We start from the raw sequence: 18,356 nt of genomic DNA, 5'->3' as shown, positions 1-18,356 counted from the left end.
GGGACGGACGCGGGTGGCGCGAACCCGGCCCACTCACCGTCCCCGCTCACGCACGCCGCAGGGACCCTCCGATTCACCTCATGCCGCGCAGGGCGGTCTGTAGGCGTTCCTGGGCGCGGCGGCGGCGCTCGTTGCTCGCGCCGAGCACCAGCAGCAGGATGCCCACCGGGATCAGCGCCAGCCACGGGCCCAGGCTGAACAGGGCGTGGATCGCCGTGATCGCGGTGACCGACGCGCCGACGATCACCGGGGCCTGCTGTCGACTGGACGACCCGAAGATCAGCACCGCGACCGCGCCGAGCAGCAGCAGCATCTGCCGCACAGTGCTGGACTCGGTGGCCAGCACGATCGCCAGCGTCGGCACGAAGGCCGCGACCAGCGCCGGCCCGTACGCCACCCAACTGCTCATGTCGGGCCGGTGGCGCAGCTCCAGGACTCCGACGAGGAGGGCCAGCACGGCGAACGGCAGCGTGTACGCCTCGGGCAACGCCACGTCGGCGACCCGCATCAGGATCCACCACGCGGTGATCTCACAGACCACCACCGCCCAGAACAGGATCCGGCGTTCCACCGGCCGGCGACCGGGTCGGGTCGCGGCCACCCCGAGGACAGCGCCCCAGGCGGCCAGCAGGGCGGCGATGTGGCGGGGCGAGTCGAAGGCGAGGGCCAGCGCGATCAGCGCGGCAGCGTACCCGGTCCACTCGACGGTGGAGGCCTCCCGCTGCGCCTCGGGGCGGCGCAGCCGGGGCAGGGTCGCGGCGAGCACCTGCAGGACCGCGCCGACGGCGAGCACCCCGAACGCGGACCAGACCGCCGCCAGCCCGGCGACCAGGCCGGCGGTGAGCACGAAGAGCTGCGCCATGAGTGAGGCGAAGAGCCAGCCGAGGATGCGCGCCCGCTGGGTGGTGCCGAACAGCGCCGCCACCGCACCCACCCCGACCGCGCTGCCGAGAGTGAACAGGGTCATCTGCCGGTCGGCCAGGCTGCCGGCGAGCCCGGCGCTGCCACCGGCCAGACCGATGGCGAACACCAGCACCCGGGCCAGCCGCAGCGAGCGGGCCCGCTCGACCAGCGCCGGCGGTGGGGTCAGTGCGAGACCGAGCATCGCGATGGTGAAGACGGAGAGCGCGGCGACGGTGCTGGCGGGCCAGCCCTGGCCCAGCGCGATGGGTGCGATCAGCAGCGTGACGGCCGCCCCGGGCAGCACCACCGGCACGGCCCGGGACCGCCGCCCACCGCTGAACCCCGTGGCGGCCAGCGCGGCGGTCGCGGTCAGCAGCAACGCCGTCAGCACGTGGGTCGGGTTGACCACGTCCGACGGTGGGGTGAGCAACTCCGGGGGCGGACCCTGCCAGATCCGGGTCAGTGTGCGGTGCGGCTCGACCAGGGCGGTGACCAGCGCGGGTGCGATCGAGGCGAGCGCCAGGGCGGTCGGCAGCGCCGCTGCGGCCAACGCACCCGCTGCCGGGTTGACCCGCCACCGTCGTCGCTCCGGGTCGTCCGGCAGCCGCCGGAGGGCGCCGTCGAGTCGTACCGCCCAGCGCCGGACCGGCTGGGCCGCGCCGGTGGGCGGCACGGTGGCCGCGCGGATCAGCTCGGCCAGTACGCCGAGCAGGGCGGCGGCGGCCGCGTAGACGCCGGCGGCGAGGCCGGTGGGGATGGCGGCGAGGGCGCTGATGGTGGCCCCGCCGACCACCGCCACGCTGACCCAGGGCAGATATTGCGGCACCAACCGCCGGACGGCGGCCACGGCGGCCAGGCCGAGGCTGGTAGCGGCCAGCGCGGCGGTCAGCACCACCTGCGCCGAGTGTTCGAACTCGGCGGACAGCGCCGCCACCGCACCGGGGAGGGCCAGCAGGGCGGCACCGATCGCCGCGCCGCCGATCTGCGCCAGGTGCGGCGGCATCCCCTCGGTTTCGATGTCGGCGACCTGTGGACCGGCGAGGACGCGGGCCAGCGTGGCCACCACCACGCCGATCAGCGCGATGCTGGCCAGCGCCAGGGCCGTGGTCCACGGGCGGACCAGTCCGGCTCCGGCGGCGTGCAGCGCGACGACCCCGGCCACTGTGGCCCGGGACAGCCCGGCGCGCGCCTCCTCCGTGGCCACCGCGGCCATGCCGAACACGGTGGCGACCATTCCGCCGACCAGGACCGGCGACCACCAGGCCAGATCGAATGCGGCCGGTGCGCCGATCGTGGCGAGCACCACCGCCACGCCGGACACGTCCCAGCGCCACGGTGGCGGGAGCAGGATGCCGGCGGCGAGGGCCAGCAGCGCCAGCGCGACCGGCGCCTGCCAGGTGGCACCGCCGACGGGGGCGGCCGGCCAGTCGCTCAGGTCGCCCCTCCAGATCGGGCCGGGGGTGGCCAGCACGCCGACCCCACCGCGCACCGCCGACCAGCCGGCGAGGACGCCGATGAGGGCACCGCCGACGGTGAGGCCGAGGATCGGACCGCGTCGCCACTCCTCCGGCATGCTGCGGGCGCCCACGGCGACCACCAGGAGCAGGGCGGCGGCCACCGCCAGTTGCCCGCCCGGGGCGAGCACCGCCCCGATCCGTACCAGCGTGGCGACCAGGGCGGTGGTGACCGCCGCGGCGGCCAGGTCGGAGCCGTCGAGGGTGAGGTCGGCTCGACGGCCGGCGTCGATGGAGGGGGCCAGGAAGAGCAGCACCGCCGCGACCAGCAGCAGCGCGCCCACCCAGGCGTCGGCGACGGTCGCGCCGGGCGCCCCGAACGCGGCGGCGGTGACCATCAGCGCGCCCAGCCCGGTGCCGACCGACAGCGGCGCGGGGATGTGACGTTGGGAGACCTGCACGACGGCGGCGTAGCCCAGGGTCACGCAGACCGCCAGGAAGCTGGCCGCCAGGATCGGGACGGTCACCTCGCGCAGGCTCGCCGGGGTGGGGGTCGGGTCGCTCGGCATGGTGGCGGCCACGAACGCCGCCACCGCCCCGGGCAGCGCGAACGCGGCGCCACCGGCGGCCCAGGCGGTGACCGTGTCGGAGGCGGCCGAGGCGATCCGGATCCGGGGCGCCAGCGTGACCAGCATGCCCGCCACGAACAGGGTGATCAGGACTGCGGCGGTGAGGGTGGGGCTGGTCAGGCTGGCACCCGCGCCGAACAGGCCGACCACGGCCGCCCCGATGGCGTGTGCCACCGCGGCTCGGTCGGTGCGGGCGGACAGCCCGATGACTCCGATGCCGATCGCGGTGATCACCATTGGCCAGGGTGCCGTCGCCCAGCCGAGACCGAACGAGGCCGGAACGGCGAGCGCGGTCAGCGCCGCGCCGGCGACAGCGAACTCCCGGCGGATCTCGGTGGGCAGGGCCAGCACCGCCGCGATGGTGAGCAGGAACGCGGCACCCGCGAGCTGCCAGGTGGTCGGCCCGACGGCGGCGGCCAACTCGCCCTGGTACCGGCTGAGGTCGGGGTTCCAGGCGGGCAGTGCCGCACGGACCGGTGCCACCCCGGCGCGTAGCGCGCCGCCGGCGACCACCAGACCACTGACGGTCAGGGCCACCGCGGAGGCGAACTGTGGGCCACGTCGGGCCGCCTCCGGGACCGCGCGCACCGCCAAGCCGGTCACCGTGATGACCGCCGCGATCAGCAGCAGCGCCCGGCCGGGGAGTGCCACCGAGGCGATGCGGCTGAGCGAGCCGATCACCGCCAGGGTGACGATGCCGGCCGCGACGTCCGGCAGCGGCGGGCGACGCAGCACCAACGCGCCGGCCAGCCCGATCACGGCGGCCAGCAGCAGCACCACCCCGGCGCCGGTCGCGGTCGGCACGGTCTGTGCCCGCAGCAGGGCGGTGACCGCGTACGCCAGCGAGACGGCGACCGCCACGGCGTGCAGCAACCAGGTCAGCTCACGCAGGCCGGGCACCGGCCGGGTCGGCCGCGGGTCGGTGGCGCCGCCGCTGGCGTCGATCAGCTCGGCGGCCTCCTCCGGGTCGCCCTCGGGCCGGCTCTCGGCGTCGCGTTGGCGGGCCGCGGACGGCGTGCCCGGCGACGGCAGGTCCTGCCGGACGGGGCGTTCGACGGTCACGCCGGAGCGGGCCAGGCCGAGGTTGACGAGGGCGACCAGGGCCAGCACCAGGGCCCAGCCGCCCGGGCCGGTGATCTGGTCGTACGCCAGCAGAGGCAGCACCGGCTGGGCGGCGAGCACTGTGGCGAAGCGGGGCGCGCGCAGACCGGTCCAACCGGCGTACCCGAATGCGACTGCGGCGGTGACCGCGAAGATCACCCCGGCGAAGACGGTGCCGGAGCCGCCGCCGGCGCCGATCCGGTCCACCGCCCAGAGGGCGTTGCCGGCGAGCGGCACCAGCAGCAGGCCGACCGCGGCGATGGTCTCGGCGGTCGAGGTGAGCCCGCGCCGGGCCAGTGCCGGTGGGGCGAGCAGCATCAGCACGGTGGCCAGGAGCAGGATGCCGAGCCGGGCCAGCGCGTCCATCGAGCTGGTGGCCACCGCGGCGAAGACCACAGCGGCCACGCCGAGCAGCAGCGCGCCCAGCCCGAGTGGGATGTTCTGCACCTCGCGCGAGGACGCCTCCGGCGGGTGCTCCGGGTCGTCGACGTCCAGCCAGGCGGCCCGGGGCGGGGGCGGCGGCGGATCCTCCGGGGCGGGCGGAGTGCCCTGGCGGGGCACCCGGGGTGGCGGTCCCATGGTGGCCGTCGGTGGCCGCCGGCCGGGGCGGCGGCGCAGCACCCGGCGTGGCCGGGTGGCCTGCTTGATCCGTTCCTCGCCGGCGTGGGCGAGGATGTCCCGCTGGAAGAGCGCGGCCTGCATCTTGGCGGCGATCTGCCGCTGCTCGCGGGCGATGGCGGCGTCGCGCGCCTTCATCTCCGCGATCGAACGCTCAATGTCGGCCAGGTGTTCGACCCACTGTGGTTGATCTGCCCCACAGTGCGGGCATCGGACGGCCGGCTTGATCTCCCGGCCGCACGAGGAGCATTGAAAGGTCGCCACGACACCCCTCCACCCGCACTGTGGACTCCCACTGTCGCAGCATGCCCAATGCTGGCGCGGATTTCGACTCTTGTCGGCGGGTCCGGGGCAAACAACGACACCGGCCGGTCACCGAGATGCTCGATGGCCGGCCGGTGGTGCGTCGGTTGGGTCAGGGGCGACCCATGCCCCGGTACTCCCAGCCCGCCTGGGCCCACAGTGCCGGGTCGAGGCAGTTGCGGCCGTCGACGACCTTGCGACCCTTGACCAGGTCGCCGAGGGCGACCGGATCAGCGTTGCGGAAGTCGGCCCACTCGGTGAGGACGCAGACCAGGTCGGCCCCGTTGACCGCCTCGTTGATGCTGCTCTCGTAGGTCAACTCGGGGACCGCACGGCGGGCGTTCTCGGTGCCCTGCGGGTCGTACACGTGCACGTCGGCGCCGGCCTTGTGCAGCAGCGCGGCGACGGCGAGCGCCGGGGCGTCGCGGACGTCGTCGGTGTTGGGCTTGAAGGTGGCGCCGAGCACCGCGATCCGGGTGCCGGAGAAGTCCGGGCCGGCCGGGCCGGAGCGGCGGCCGAGCAGGTCCGCGGCGAGCTGGAGCACCCGGGTACGCCGACGCAGGTTGATCAGGTCGACCTCGTGCAGGAAGCGCAGCGCCTCGCCGGCGCCCAGCTCCTGGGCGCGGGCCTGGAAGGCCCGGATGTCCTTGGGCAGGCAGGCGCCTCCGAAGCCGAGGCCGGCCTGGAGGAACCGGTTGCCGATCCGCGGGTCGTAGCCGATGGCGCGGGCCAGCTGGGTGACGTCGCCACCGGAGGCCTCGCAGACCTCGGCCATCGCGTTGATGAAGGAGATCTTGGTGGCCAGGAAGGCGTTCGCGGCGACCTTGACCAGCTCGGCGGTGGAGAAGTCGGTGACCACCAGGGGCACCTCGCGGTCCTCCGTGGCGGCCAGGTCGAACACGCCCTTGTGCGCGGCGTAGAGCATGCCGTTGGCCCACTCGCTCTTGACGCCGACCACGATCCGGTTGGGCCGCAGGACGTCGTCGACGGCGAAGCCCTCCTGGAGGAACTCGGGGCTCCACGCCACCTCGACGTCCAGGTCGTTCGGGGTGTGCTTGCCGACGAGCTGCTCGACCCACTCGGCGGTGCCGACCGGCACGGTGGACTTGCCGACGATCAACGCCTTGCGGGTCAGGTGCTGCGCGAGGCTGGTGACCGACGCCTCGACGTACGACAGGTCGGCGCCCATGCCGTCGGCCCGCTGCGGGGTGCCGACGCAGATGAAGTGCACGTCACCGAACTCGGCGGTCTCGGCGATGTCGGTGCTGAACCGGAGGCGGCCGGCGGCGAGGTTGCGCCGGAGCAGCTCGTCCAGGCCGGGCTCGTGGATCGGCACCTGACCGGCGTTCAGCATCGCGATCTTGTCGGCGTCGACGTCGAACCCGAGAACCTCGTAGCCCAGTTCGGCGTAGCAGATGGCGTACGTCGCACCGAGGTAACCAGTCCCTAGGAACGTCACCCGCGGCCGGGGCGCGCCCGAGGGCGGGGTCACCGCGGCGATGGCGGGGGTCGGCTGGATGGTGGGGTAGGGGATCGTCACGCCTGTCTTCTCCGCTCGCGCTGGCGTCGCGTCGTCGCGTCGCATTCTGCTGCGGCGCCTGGGCGGGGCACCGGAGGGTGGCTCACTGTCTCAATCTCCATCATCGCTGAGCGCGTTAGGTGCACCGTCCTGCCCATCCCTACGCGCCGGTAACATCACCTGAACTGCAGTCGCTAGTCTTCAGTCTGCGCGGTCGGCGGTCAGGAGTCGTCACAGACTGCGCATGATAGTGGTGAAGGGGAGGGCCGAGATGGCCGCAGGGGAGTCGTTCGACGTCTACCGGTTGCCCGAGGAGCACGAGGCGATCCGGGAAGCAGTGCGAGAGGTCTGCGCCGCGAAGGTGGCTCCGCACGCCGCGGAGGCCGACGAGACGGGGGAGTTCCCCAAGGCGTCCTACGACGCGCTGCGAGCGGCCGACTTCCACGCCCCGCACGTTCCCGAGGAGTACGGCGGCGCGGGCGCGGACGCGCTGGCCACCGCCATCGTGATCGAGGAGGTGGCCCGCGCCTGCGCGTCCTCCTCGCTGATCCCGGCGGTGAACAAACTTGGCACCATGCCGCTGTTGCTGTCCGGTTCCGCCGATCTCAAGACTCGTTACCTGACGCCGGTCGCGGCCGGTGAGGCGATGTTCTCGTACTGCCTCTCCGAGCCGGAGGCGGGCAGCGACGCGGCGTCCATGACCACCAGGGCGGTACGTGACGGGGATCACTGGGTGCTCAACGGTGTGAAGCGCTGGATCACCAACGCCGGGGTGTCCGAGTTCTACACCGTCTTCGCGGTCACCGACCCGTCCGCCCGGTCCCGGGGCATCTCGGCCTTCGTGGTCGAGAAGTCCGATGCCGGGGTGAGCTTCGGCGCGCCGGAGAAGAAGCTCGGCATCAAGGGCTCGCCCACCCGCGAGGTCTACCTCGACAACGTGCGGATCCCGGCCGACCGGATGATCGGCGCGGAGGGCACCGGCTTCGCGACCGCGATGAAGACCCTGGACCACACCCGGGTCACCATCGCGGCGCAGGCCGTCGGGATCGCGCAGGGCGCGCTCGACTACGCGAAGGGGTACGTGGCCGAGCGTCGCCAGTTCGGCAAGGCGGTCGCCGAGTTCCAGGGGATCCAGTTCATGCTGGCCGACATGGGCATGAAGCTCGAGGCGGCCCGGCAGCTCACGTACGCGGCCGCCGGCAAGTCGGAGCGTGGCGACGCGGATCTCACCTACTTCGGCGCGGCGGCGAAGTGCTTCGCCTCCGACGCCGCCATGGAGATCACCACCGACGCGGTGCAGTTGCTCGGTGGCTACGGCTACACGCGGGACTACCCGGTCGAGCGGATGATGCGGGACGCCAAGATCACCCAGATCTACGAGGGCACCAACCAGGTCCAGCGGATCGTGATGGCGCGGCAACTGCTGGCCGGCGTCGTCTAGGTTCTTCGATCCCGCCGACCGGCCGCCGCGACGACCGGTCGGTGTGCGGTGAAGGGACCTATGGCACCGCTACGTGGGCCTGCGGTCCCTGTCCCCGGCATGGTCGGATGGCGTTGGGTTGGCGGGATGGAAGGAGTCACGATGATGACCAGACCGATCATCGTCGGCTACGACGGTTCCGGGGTGCTCGCGACGCTCTGCGGTGGGCACTGAAGGTCCCGGGTTCGTGGGCCGTCGTCTGACTGGCTGAAGACGCCGTGCCCGCACCGCACGCAGGTTGACCCAGAGGATGAGAACGATGAATCGGGACACCAGTACGCGACAGAGTACGACCGCCCTCGCGAGCGCCGCAGCGGCCGCCGGGTACGCACCCTCGGTGCACAACACCCAGCCGTGGCGGTGGCGGATCGTCGCCGACGGGCTCGAACTGTTCGCTGAACGCAGCAGACAACTGAACGCGACCGATGCCCCGGGGCAGCTCCTACTGCTCAGCTGCGGAGCCGCGTTGGACCATGCCCGGGTCGCCCTCGCTGCGGAGGGCTGGACCGCCGAGGTCGAGCGGCTACCCGACGGCACGCAGCCTGATCTTCTGGCCCGGCTGAGGCTGACCGGCAGGACGCCGGTAACGGCCGAGGCGGTTCGCCTGGCGCAGACAATGCAGTTCCGGCACACCGACCGTCGACCCGTCAGCGATGAGCCACTGTCGGCGGACGCGCTGCAAGCCATCAAGGAGGCGGTGTCGCCCGAAGCGCGAATCCAGATCCTGTCGTCGGACCAGATCCTCCAACTGGCCGCTGCGGCGTCCAGGGCCGCCGCTGTTGAGGCCGCCGAACCCGAGATCCGGGAAGAACTCGAGTACTGGACCGGACGGGCCCGACCTGCGGGTGCCGGCTTGCCGGCCGAAGTGCTTCCCGAGCGGGAGCAGCAAACGACCGTCCCCGGACGCGACTTCGGTCGAGCGGGAACGCTGCCGATCGGCCCAGGACATGATCGAGTGGCTGTCTACGCAGTGCTGTACGGCGACGAGGACGATCCGTGCGACTGGCTACGCGCCGGCGAGGCACTGTCGGCTGGCTGGCTACGGGCCACCGAACTCGGCGTGTCCGTCGTACCCCTCAGCGGTGTCATCGAGGTGGCGAGCACGCGACAGACTCTGCGGGCTCTGTTGGCCGGTCTCGGCCACCCGTACCTGGTGCTTCGGCTCGGGATCGCCGACTCGGAACACGCCGGCCCGCCACGCACCCCACGGTTGCCGGTCGCGCAGATCGTTGACACGTCCGGCGCGTGAGTCCCGCGCAGGCCGGGGTTGGGAGTAGACGCCCCGCTCGGCGCCGTAGGGGTGCAGTCGTGGATGTGTGACCTGACGAAGGCCGGCCCCGCCAAGGCGGGGCCGGCCTTCGTGCAATGCGACCTACGTGAGCCAGGGCAGCTTCTTGACCAGGGGAGTGGTGGCCCACCAGCCGCCGAGACCGAGGGTGGTGCCAGCTCCAGCGGCGGCGATCCCGATGAGCAGCACGGCCAGGATGAGATGGTCGTCGATGACGGGATTCGTTGTGGGGGGCAGTGCGACGGTGTACATCATGGTGAGCATCAGCGCCCCGGCGCCAGCGGCGATCCGCATCCCGATTCCCAGCAGCAGGGCGACGCCGATGGCGGCCAGACCAACCATGAACGCAGTGTCGGCGAACGCGGTACCGGCCAGGTTGTGGTATGCGCCAGCGAAAGGCCCTTCCGCTCCAGCGAGGAACCCCTTCGTGGGGTGGCCGCCGTCGATCCAGCCCTTACCGGCCGGGGTTGCGTAGCCCAGGCCGAACAGCTTGTCCACGAACGCCCACAGGAAGATGAATCCCATTCCGATCCGGGCGGCGAACCAGGCGTACCTCGCCACTGCCCGGGCGGTAGCGCCGCCGCCGGTGGTCCGTGCCGCCTCCGTCCCCGATGCGATGTGGGGGGTCCTGTCGTGACGCGGGGGGACGATGGTGGTCATTGCATCCTCCAAGTTCGCCGCCAGCTCGGTCGTCCGGCGCTCAACTACAGTTCACGGCATCCCGGGTGATGCCAGTAGGACCAGTGGGCATCGATGCCGCAGGACCAAATCCCCTGCTCGCCGGGACCTCCGTCCCGCTCCGAGGATGGGGCGGGACTGGGACGTTCGTCCGGGCGGCTGCGGGCCCTGCGGTCAGGCGAACTCGATCATGTCGTCGACGTCCCGGCGTGGGGACGGCCTACCTGACTGTCCGTAGCCGATTCGCATGACCATCTGAGGCGTGCCGTACTTGCCGAGCGCCAGTCGTAGTTGCTCGCGGGCCCGGGTGACCTCGATGGGTTGGGACAGCATCGAGACGGCGAGGCGGTTGTCGGTGGCGGTGAGGAGTACGCGTTGCAGCGCCTGGCCAGCGGTGATCTGGTCGGTGGCGCTGTCGCCGTACGAACCGAGCACAGCGACGAGTGGTTCGGGTTCGAAGTCCCGGCCGGGCGCGCGGGCGCGTACCCCGAAGGCCCGTTGGGGAAGCAGGTCCTGTGGTTCCGGGACCGGGCCGCCCGACTCGATCGGGACACCGTCACCGGCGGGTGATGTCCGGACCCACCGCGTCAGCTCAGCCTGGTAGTCGGAGTCGCGTTCCAGAAACCGGTTGGCGCTGTGAGCGATTTCGGCGACCGTCTGGACCGCGCCAACTCCGATGACCATCTCCAGCCACGCGCCCTCGGCGCGGGCGGCCTCGATCAGACGCCACCGGGCATCTGCCGGGACCGGGTTGGGCCAGAACGGCCTGCGGTTGCTGTGCCGTCGGAAGATGGCGGCGTACAGGTCCCGCTCGGCGGGCGTGGCGGGCCGTGGGCGGCCGGGGACCAGCCGGGCCACGGCATCCAGGTCATGTGGGCACGGGCGGAGGTGGACGTCCGGCGGTGTGCCGGTGACCGCAAGCGCTAGGCGTAGGTTGAACACGGCGGCACCGCAACTGAGCCGCGCCGCCCAGCGGGTGGGGTCGCTGGCCGGCAGTAGCCGGTCCGGATCCATCCGCACCTCGATCCCACCGGCGGAGAGCCGGAAACGCCAGGGCTGGCTGTTGTGCAGTGACGGTGCGCGAATCGCCGCGGACACCGCGGGACGCAGCTCGGCAGGAGTGAACGCGGTGCGGATCATGGTGACACACCTCGGAGTCGCAGAGTCGCAGGTCAGCCAGGTCAGGTTCTGGTTTGAGCCCTGCCCCCACGATCGCCTCGACCAGGCCGGACCGGCAGGGCCGGACGTCCCAAGGAGCCGGGCCCCAGTCCCCTGTCTGTCGGTGAGCAACGGGACCTTCGGCCCTGTGTCCGCCGGAGCCGCACCGGTAGAAAAGGGAGATGATCCGTGTCTTCCTCCTCGACGACCACGAGGTCGTACGCCGTGGTCTGGCCGACCTGCTCCACGCCGCCGGCGACATCGAAGTGGTGGGTGAGTCGGGGTCGGCACGGGAAGCCACCGCGCGCATCCCCGCCTTGAAGCCGGACGTGGCTATTCTCGACGCCCGGTTGCCCGACGGCAGTGGCATCGATGTGTGCCGCGACGTTCGGACTGTGGACTCGTCGATCCGAGGTCTGATTCTCACCTCCTACGAAGACGACGAGGCGCTGTTCGCGGCGATCATGGCGGGTGCTGACGGATATGTGCTCAAGCAGATCCGCGGCACCGACCTCGTCGACGGGGTCCGCCGGGTGGCCGCGGGCCAGTCGTTGCTCGACCCTGCGGTGACCCAGCGGGTGTTGGAGCGCATCCGCAACGGCGTCGAGCAGCCGCGCGAACTGGAGATGTTGACCGAACAGGAGCGCCGGATCCTGGGGTACGTAGCCGAAGGGCTGACCAACCGCGAGATTGCCGGAAAGATGTTCCTCGCCGAGAAGACCGTCAAGAACTACGTGTCGAGCCTGCTGGCGAAGCTGGGGCTGGAACGGCGTACCCAGGCGGCGGTGTTGGCCACCCGGCTGTTCGGCCGGCACCCGTGAACCTCACTCGCCCAGCGGAACGCTCCAACGCAGGCGCGTGCCGCGCGGTTGGGCTGGTTGCACCGCGAAATCACCACCCAGGCCGAGGGCGCGCTCGCGCAGGTTGACCAGGCCGCTGCGGGCAGCATCGGGGCTCGTGCCCACCCCGTCGTCGTCGACGGTGAGGATGAGCCGTGGCCCGTCGACCTGGACCAGCACCTTGACCTGGCTGGCGCGCGCATGCCGGATCGTGTTCGACAGCGCTTCCCGGAGCACCGCGAGCAGGTCGGGACGTACGGCGTCCGGCACCGCGCTGTCGATCGGTCCGGATATCTCCAGCGCCGGCCGGAAACCGAGCGACCTGGCGGCGTCGTCAACCGCATCGCGGATCTCGGTGCGCAGGACGGCACTCATGGGAGCCCGTAGTTCGAAGATGGCCCGCCGAATGTCCCGGATCGTGGAGTCGAGTTCGTCGACTGCCGCGTTGACCCGTTGGCTGACCTCGGGCCGGGCGATCAGCGGTGCGGTGCTCTGCAACTGCAACCCGGTGGCGAACAGTCGCTGGATCACCACATCGTGCAGGTCGCGGGCGATCCGCTCACGGTCCTCGAGGACGACGAGGAGTTCCCGCTCCTCCTGCGCGCGGGCGCGCTCCATCGCCAGCGCCGCCTGCGCGGCAAAGCTGGCCAGCAGTGGCACGTCGTCGTCACTCTGCCGCACCTGACCGGCCGGGTATGCCACAACCAACACGCCGTACAGGGTCTCGCCCGCCGACAGCGGGGACACCACTGCCGGCCCCTCGGTGACCGGAGCGGGCCAGGGCGCAGCCTTGGCCAGGCTCTCGATGGCTGTGTGTCGTCGGCCCGTCACCGAGGCGGCGAAGGTGGTCTCGGCGGCCGGCAGGACCGCACCAACCAGCGGAGGAGTGGTTCCACTGGTCGAGTCGACGACCTCGATGGTGAACCGTCCAGCCTCCTCGTCGTAGAGCAGGACCAGAACCAGTTCGGCGTCTGCGACCTCGCGAGCGTGGCGGGCGACGAGACCCAGCGCCTCCGTGCGGCGGACCTCACCCAGCAACACGGTCGTGATCTCGGCGGTGGCCGCCAGCCAACGCTCGCGACGGTGGGCGACGGCGTACAGCCGGGCGTTCTCGATCGCGACGCCGGCAGCGGCAGCCAACGCGACGGCGATCTCTTCGTCATCCTCGGTGAACTCGACCGCGCCTCGCTTCTCCGCCAGGTAGAGGTTGCCGAAGACCTGATCCCGGATGCGGATCGGAACGCCGAGGAAGCTGTGCATCGGGGGATGGTTCGCCGGAAATCCGTAGGACTGTGGATGCTCCGTGATGTCCGGCATTCGTACCGGACGGGGGTCGGCGATCAGCAGGCCGAGCACACCCCGGCCATGCGGTAGGTCGCCGATCCGGGCATGTGACTCGGCGTCGATACCGTGCGTGATGAACTCCGTCAGGAGCCGGTCCGGGCCGATCACACCCAGCGCGCCGTAGCGGGCACCGAGCAGCTCACATGCGGCTTCGACGATGCGTCGCAACGTGCTGCGTAGATCGAGATCGGAGCCGATCGCCACCACCGCGTTGAGCAGAGCGCGTAGCCGCTCACGACTGGTGACCACCTCACCGACCCGATCGAGCATCTCCTGCAGCAGCTCGTCCAGACGCACCCGGGACAGCGGGCTCAGCCCCAACAGAGGGACGTCCCGCTGGTCGTCGTCGGACCCGCGGTGCCCGTCGTCAGCAAAGTGCGACGTATCCATTCCCTGATGCTACGAGCAGCCAACGGAATTGACGTGCCGTGCCGTTCGGGGTTCCCGTCTCCTCGCCGGACCAAGCGGTCGATGGTCCGTGCTCCGACACCGGCGGGCCGGACCACCGACGGATTCGTCACCGGTCGGGGGCCGTCTCGCTCGCCGGCCGCAGGGGGCAACCCCGCAGGGCGTACGCCAGCAGACCCGTCACCGCCAGGGTGGCGGCGCAGGCGGTGGCGGCGGTGGTCCCGGCGGGTTGGATCAGCCAGCCGGCGACCTGCATCTTCAGATCCCGGCTGGGCCCCATCATCGGCAGCACCGCGATGAGGGTCCAGGTCAGCGGGGCGATCCAGGCCAGGGCGGCACCCAGCACTGTGGCGCCGAGCGCGGTGAGCCCGAGCAGCCCCGCGGTGTTGCGCAGCATGAGGGCGAACGGCTCGTAGCGCGTCTCGGTGAGCATGCTGAGCGACAGCAGCGCGGTGATCGCGCCGGCGGCGAGCAGCAGGTGCCCGGCACGGCGTACCGGCCAGTTGACCGCCATGGTGTGGTCGAGGGCGTCGTCGGCGCCGTTGAGGGTGGTGCCGACGGCGACCACCGCCAGCATGATGGCGAGGCTGGCCGTCCGGGCGCTGATGGTCGTCGAGTCGGTGTAGGCCAGCGACAGCGCCCAGGTCAGCGCGATCAACGAGGTCGCGGTGGTCAGGGCGAGAGGCACCCGGCGGGAGCGCAGGTGCAGCCCAAGCCACCTCACGGCTGATCCCCCGGCAGGATCGCCACCAGCTCGTCGTCCCGGCAGGCCAGTACGCCCTCGCGTACCGCTGCCATCCGCCGTCGTTGCTCGGCCTCCGGCAGGCTCACCAGCGCCTGGTACGCGCTCCTCAGCAGCGCCATCTCCTCGGGTGCCCATCCGGTCTGCGGGACCGGTGGTCGACCGGTCAGCCAGGCGGCGGCGACCATCCGGGCCCGGTACACGTCGCCCCGGATCGACTGTTCGCCGCACTCCTGCTGCCAGGCGGCCTCCAGCAGGGACGGCAGGAAGTAGTCGCCGGACAAATCGGCGCGGCCGACGCGGTCGATGGTGGGGGTGTCGAAGACGATCGTGTCGGCGGAGTGCCGGGCCGGTGCGGTGTCCGGGTCCAGCCGCGCCCAGTAGGTGACCTGTTGGGTCTCCACCGCGCGGACCGGTGCGTTGGGCAGCTTCGCCGCCATCATGTCGAGCGCCTGGCGGGCGGGGCCGACGACGGCGGGCAGCAGCCCGGCGTGTGCCCGCGTCACGCAGACCTGTGGGCCGTCGTTGTCGCAGACCAGCTCGATGGCGACCGGGTCGACGACCGCCGCCCCGCGGGCTCCGCCGACGGGCAGGAGCGGTACGGCGACCGCGACCCCGAGCAGCGCCGGGAGCACGGCGAACGCGATCGCGCGGCGACGGACCGCGCCGAGCAGCAGCAGGCCGGTCGCGGCGAGGGACACCAGCCACAGCGCCTGGAGCAGGCTGACCCGCGTCGCGATCGTCTGGAAGTCGTCCAGGCCGGTGATCGCCGGCACGAGCAGCACCGCCGCCGGTTCCGGGCGGAACTGCGCGAGATCCGTGCCCATGGCGGGCGACATGGCCAACTCCGGCACCAACCCCACCAGGACGAAGCCGACCACGGCGAGTACCGGCGCGGTGATCACCCGGGGCACGGCCCGGCCGGCGGCCATGCCCAGCCAACCCGCGGCGATCAGCGCCGGAACGCCGACCGCGAGGACGACGATCGTCGCGCTCGGGAAGTAGTTCGACGTCGGCACCACCCATCCGGCCGCGATGAGAAACACCAGGAGGTACGCGGTTACCACCGAGACCGCGAGAGCGCCGGCGGTCGGGACGACGCGCTGCCACCGCGGCCGGACGGTGCTGGCGAACAACTCGTTGACCCGGTGGCGCGCGTCGCGCCGGCCCATCCACGCCCCACCGGCCAGCGCGAGCGGCAGCAGCACCATCAGCAGCGACCGGGCCATCACCGCCAGCTGCATCCACCGTCCCGCGAAGAACTGGGTGGACGACAGCAGCAACGCCGCACCGCTCACCAGTATCAACAGGGCGGTGCCCAGCGCCGCCGAGCGGCGCAGTTCGATGCGGAGGATGCGTCCCGTCATGCCGACACCCGCCCACGGTAGGCGCGCAGCACCGACGAGTAGCCGCGTTCGGTGGCGCTGTCACCGGCGTCGCCGGCCCCACCCTGTTCGGTCAGTTGCCCGGTGGTGCCCTGCCACACCAACCTGCCCTCACTGATCAGCACCACGTCGGAGCAGGCCACCGCGACGTCCTCAACCAGGTGGGTGGAGACGAGTACGCAGCTGTCCAGGCCGATCTCTCGCAGCAGTTCGCGGAAGTCGAGGCGCTGCTCCGGGTCCAGGCCGACCGTCGGCTCGTCGAGCAGCAGCACCGCCGGGTCGTTGACGATCGCCTGGGCGATGCCGGCGCGGCGCAGCATCCCGCCGGACAGCGTCTTCATCCGGGAGTCGGCGCGGTCCGCCAGACCCACCCGTTCGACGGCCCGCTGTACCGCACCAGGGATGACGGCCTTCGGCATCTCCTTGAGCCAGGCGATGTACTCGACGAACTCCCGGACGGTGAAGCGCGGGTAGAAGCCGAAGTGCTGCGGCAGGTAGCCGAGGCCGCGGCGTACCTGGCGGAGGTCGGCGTTGCCGGTGACCTCGCCGCCGAGCAACGTCAGCCGCCCGCCGGCCGGCTTCAGCACAGTGGCCAGGGCTCGCATCAACGTCGTCTTTCCGGCGCCGTTGGGGCCGAGCAGCCCGTGCACACCGGTGCCCAGCCTCAGGTCGAGTTCGTTGACCGCGAGGTGTCGGCCGGCCCGGACCTGCAACTTCTCGGCGTGCACCGCCCACGCGTAGGTGGACGGGGCGGTCTCGGCCACGCTGACCGTACGCATCATGATCTCTCCCATTCGGCAGTGGCTCGATGTCGTCATCGGTGCAGAAGGTTCTGGTGCGGTTCGTGCGGCCGTCGCCACGCTCGAACGAGTACGACGGCCGTCAACGCCACTGTGGCGAGCGCCCATCCCGGCAGGCTGCCGCCGGTGAGGACCGTCGGAAGTTGCCCGTCGGCGAGGCTCGGCCCGACCACACCGGCGGACCAGGCGACGGTCAACGCGAGTGCGGCGCGGTCGACCCCCACCACAGTGCCCAGCGCCAACGCGCCGGCGGTGAACCCCAGGGCGGGCAGCAACCAGAGGCCGGGGGAGTGCCCGGTGACCCAGCCCGCCACCGCCAGCACCGGTATGACCGCCGACAGCACCCCCAACGTGCGGCGCATCAGCAGCGGCAGGCCGGTGCGGGGCATGGTGGCCGTCAGTTCCCAGGCCGGGTCGAGGCGCCGGCTCCAGACCGCGGCCACCGGCAGCAGCGGCGCCACCGGCGCGATGAGCAGCACCAGCGACGGCAGGCTGTTGAACGTCCACTCGAACAGGGCCGCGGCCAGCATCAATCCGGTGGCGGTGACCAGCCAGGGCAGCACCCGGGCGGCGACACCCGTGCGCAGCAGCCGACGACGGCGTACCGGGCCCGGGCCGGTGGCGATTCCGGTGGCGATTCCGTCGGCCACCCGGTCCAGCAGGTCCCGGGTGCCCGGGTCGACGGCGTCCGTGAGCACCGCTCGGCAGGCGGCGCAGGTCTCCAGGTGCGCCTCGACCGCCCAGATGGTCGTGTCGTCGACGTCGGCAGCACCGGAGGCGTACTGGGAGATGAGGGTGGGAGTCGGGTGAGTGGTCATGACAGCGCCTCCCGGAGGGCGATTCGGGCTCGTCGGGCCCGGGTCTTCACGGTCCCCTCCGGCATGCCGAGCAGCAGTGCGGTCTCCCGCGCGGTCAGCCCGTCGAGGACCATCGAACGCAGCACCTGACGGAGTTCCGCAGGTAGCTCGTGCAGGGCACGCTCCAGGTTGGCGTCCATCCCGCCGGCCAGCGCCTCGTCCTCGGCCGCCGGGGCCACGGTCTCGAAGGTCTGCACCGACGGAACCCGCTCCCGTCGGGCCCGGTGGCGGAACGCGTCGATCAGCCGGTGCGCGGCGATCGTCCACAACCAGCCCACCGCGCTGCCGGAGGTGGAGGACTGCGCCTGGCTGCCGGCCGAACGCCAGACCGCCAGGTACGTGTCCTGCAACACCTCGGCCACCACGCCCTCGTCGGCGCAGCGCCGGCGCAGTCGCGCGGTCAACCACGGGGCGGTACGCCGGTACAGCGCGTCGAACGCGCGCCGGTCGCCCCGAGCGACGCGGCGAAGGAGTTCACCCTCGTCGAGCCCGTCCACACTTCGTTTCACACCAGGCAAGACGACGCGTACCCCGGCCCCGGTTCTGATTCTGATATGACCTCGGTCACATTGGATCCGTGCGGACGGAGCGGGGTGACTCCCCACACACCGGGAACGTCACCCGTCGCCGAGGTGTTGCCGAGCGAGAGGATCACCCTCGGATCATCGCCCCACCCGGCCGCCCCCGCCACGACCCTGCCTCGTCACGTCCAAGCTGCCCGCCGTCGGGCATCCCGCACCGTGCCGCCACGTCCACGCGGTCCCGGTGACGCCCCTCGCCGCCGCTCGTGACGACGCCTCCCGCAGAGAGATCGAGATGATGAAGCAGTTGGTGGAGAAGACCGGACGTG

At 71.9% G+C, this 18,356-nt stretch carries 13 protein-coding genes; 3 read left to right on the top strand and 10 right to left on the bottom strand.

The genetic code is table 11. From position 1 onward, the window contains the following. Positions 1-73 precede the first annotated feature (73 nt). Positions 74-4,969, bottom strand: a complete 4,896-nt coding sequence (locus tag ABZ794_RS08255) for a permease (protein ID WP_357514858.1) — start codon at positions 4,967-4,969, stop codon at positions 74-76. 151 nt (positions 4,970-5,120) lie between these two features. Next, the gene (locus ABZ794_RS08250) at positions 5,121-6,548 is read right to left on the bottom strand and encodes a UDP-glucose/GDP-mannose dehydrogenase family protein (RefSeq protein WP_210784908.1); all 1,428 of its coding nucleotides are present in this window, start codon (positions 6,546-6,548) and stop codon (positions 5,121-5,123) included. A gap of 250 nt (positions 6,549-6,798) precedes the next feature. Between ABZ794_RS08250 and ABZ794_RS08245 the strand changes: the two genes are divergently transcribed. Together ABZ794_RS08245 and ABZ794_RS08240 are read left to right on the top strand one after the other, a co-directional pair. Continuing rightward, complete coding sequence (locus ABZ794_RS08245) at positions 6,799-7,968, top strand: acyl-CoA dehydrogenase family protein (RefSeq protein WP_210784907.1); 1,170 nt, start codon at positions 6,799-6,801, stop codon at positions 7,966-7,968. A gap of 298 nt (positions 7,969-8,266) precedes the next feature. Then, positions 8,267-9,256 carry a nitroreductase gene (locus tag ABZ794_RS08240; protein WP_357514856.1) on the top strand — a complete coding sequence of 330 codons (990 nt, stop codon included), beginning with the start codon at positions 8,267-8,269 and terminating at the stop codon, positions 9,254-9,256. A 123-nt stretch (positions 9,257-9,379) separates the two neighbouring features. Here the strand turns inward: ABZ794_RS08240 and ABZ794_RS08235 are convergent, their stop codons facing one another. Both ABZ794_RS08235 and ABZ794_RS08230 read right to left on the bottom strand, forming a co-directional pair. Then, entirely contained in the window at positions 9,380-9,955 is a 576-nt protein-coding gene (locus tag ABZ794_RS08235; protein ID WP_357514854.1) for a hypothetical protein, read from the bottom strand. A gap of 192 nt (positions 9,956-10,147) precedes the next feature. Further along, positions 10,148-11,110 carry a nitroreductase family protein gene (locus ABZ794_RS08230; RefSeq protein WP_210784929.1) on the bottom strand — a complete coding sequence of 321 codons (963 nt, stop codon included), beginning with the start codon at positions 11,108-11,110 and terminating at the stop codon, positions 10,148-10,150. Positions 11,111-11,313: 203 nt separating this feature from the next. Between ABZ794_RS08230 and ABZ794_RS08225 the strand changes: the two genes are divergently transcribed. Beyond that, positions 11,314-11,952, top strand: a complete 639-nt coding sequence (locus ABZ794_RS08225) for a response regulator transcription factor (RefSeq protein WP_210784904.1) — start codon at positions 11,314-11,316, stop codon at positions 11,950-11,952. Positions 11,953-11,955: 3 nt separating this feature from the next. Here the strand turns inward: ABZ794_RS08225 and ABZ794_RS08220 are convergent, their stop codons facing one another. From ABZ794_RS08220 to ABZ794_RS08195, 6 genes are all read right to left on the bottom strand, one after another. After that, on the bottom strand, positions 11,956-13,584 hold the full coding sequence (locus ABZ794_RS08220) for a GAF domain-containing protein (protein ID WP_357514963.1): 1,629 nt from the start codon (positions 13,582-13,584) through the stop codon (positions 11,956-11,958). Positions 13,585-13,831: 247 nt separating this feature from the next. Then, the gene (locus tag ABZ794_RS08215; RefSeq protein ID WP_238691070.1) at positions 13,832-14,446 is read right to left on the bottom strand and encodes a hypothetical protein; all 615 of its coding nucleotides are present in this window, start codon (positions 14,444-14,446) and stop codon (positions 13,832-13,834) included. Further along, positions 14,443-15,831, bottom strand: coding sequence for a hypothetical protein (locus ABZ794_RS08210; protein ID WP_238691071.1), 1,389 nt, complete (start codon positions 15,829-15,831; stop codon positions 14,443-14,445). The genes ABZ794_RS08215 and ABZ794_RS08210 overlap by 4 nt, the downstream gene beginning before the upstream one ends. Beyond that, positions 15,828-16,628 carry an ABC transporter ATP-binding protein gene (locus ABZ794_RS08205; protein ID WP_210784928.1) on the bottom strand — a complete coding sequence of 267 codons (801 nt, stop codon included), beginning with the start codon at positions 16,626-16,628 and terminating at the stop codon, positions 15,828-15,830. Before ABZ794_RS08205 ends, ABZ794_RS08210 begins: the two co-directional genes overlap by 4 nt. A gap of 35 nt (positions 16,629-16,663) precedes the next feature. After that, positions 16,664-17,467, bottom strand: a complete 804-nt coding sequence (locus ABZ794_RS08200; RefSeq protein ID WP_357514852.1) for a hypothetical protein — start codon at positions 17,465-17,467, stop codon at positions 16,664-16,666. Beyond that, positions 17,464-18,015: an RNA polymerase sigma factor gene (locus ABZ794_RS08195; RefSeq protein WP_357514851.1), complete on the bottom strand. Its 552-nt coding sequence runs from the start codon at positions 18,013-18,015 to the stop codon at positions 17,464-17,466. The genes ABZ794_RS08200 and ABZ794_RS08195 overlap by 4 nt, the downstream gene beginning before the upstream one ends. Between the last annotated feature and the right edge of the window lie 341 nt (positions 18,016-18,356).

It is taken from the genome of Micromonospora sp. NPDC047187 (genome assembly GCF_040643355.1).
Lineage (GTDB): Bacteria > Actinomycetota > Actinomycetes > Mycobacteriales > Micromonosporaceae > Micromonospora > Micromonospora salmantinae.
The sequence above is the reverse complement of the archived record's forward strand: the minus strand, read 5'-3'. Positions and strand labels throughout refer to the sequence as shown.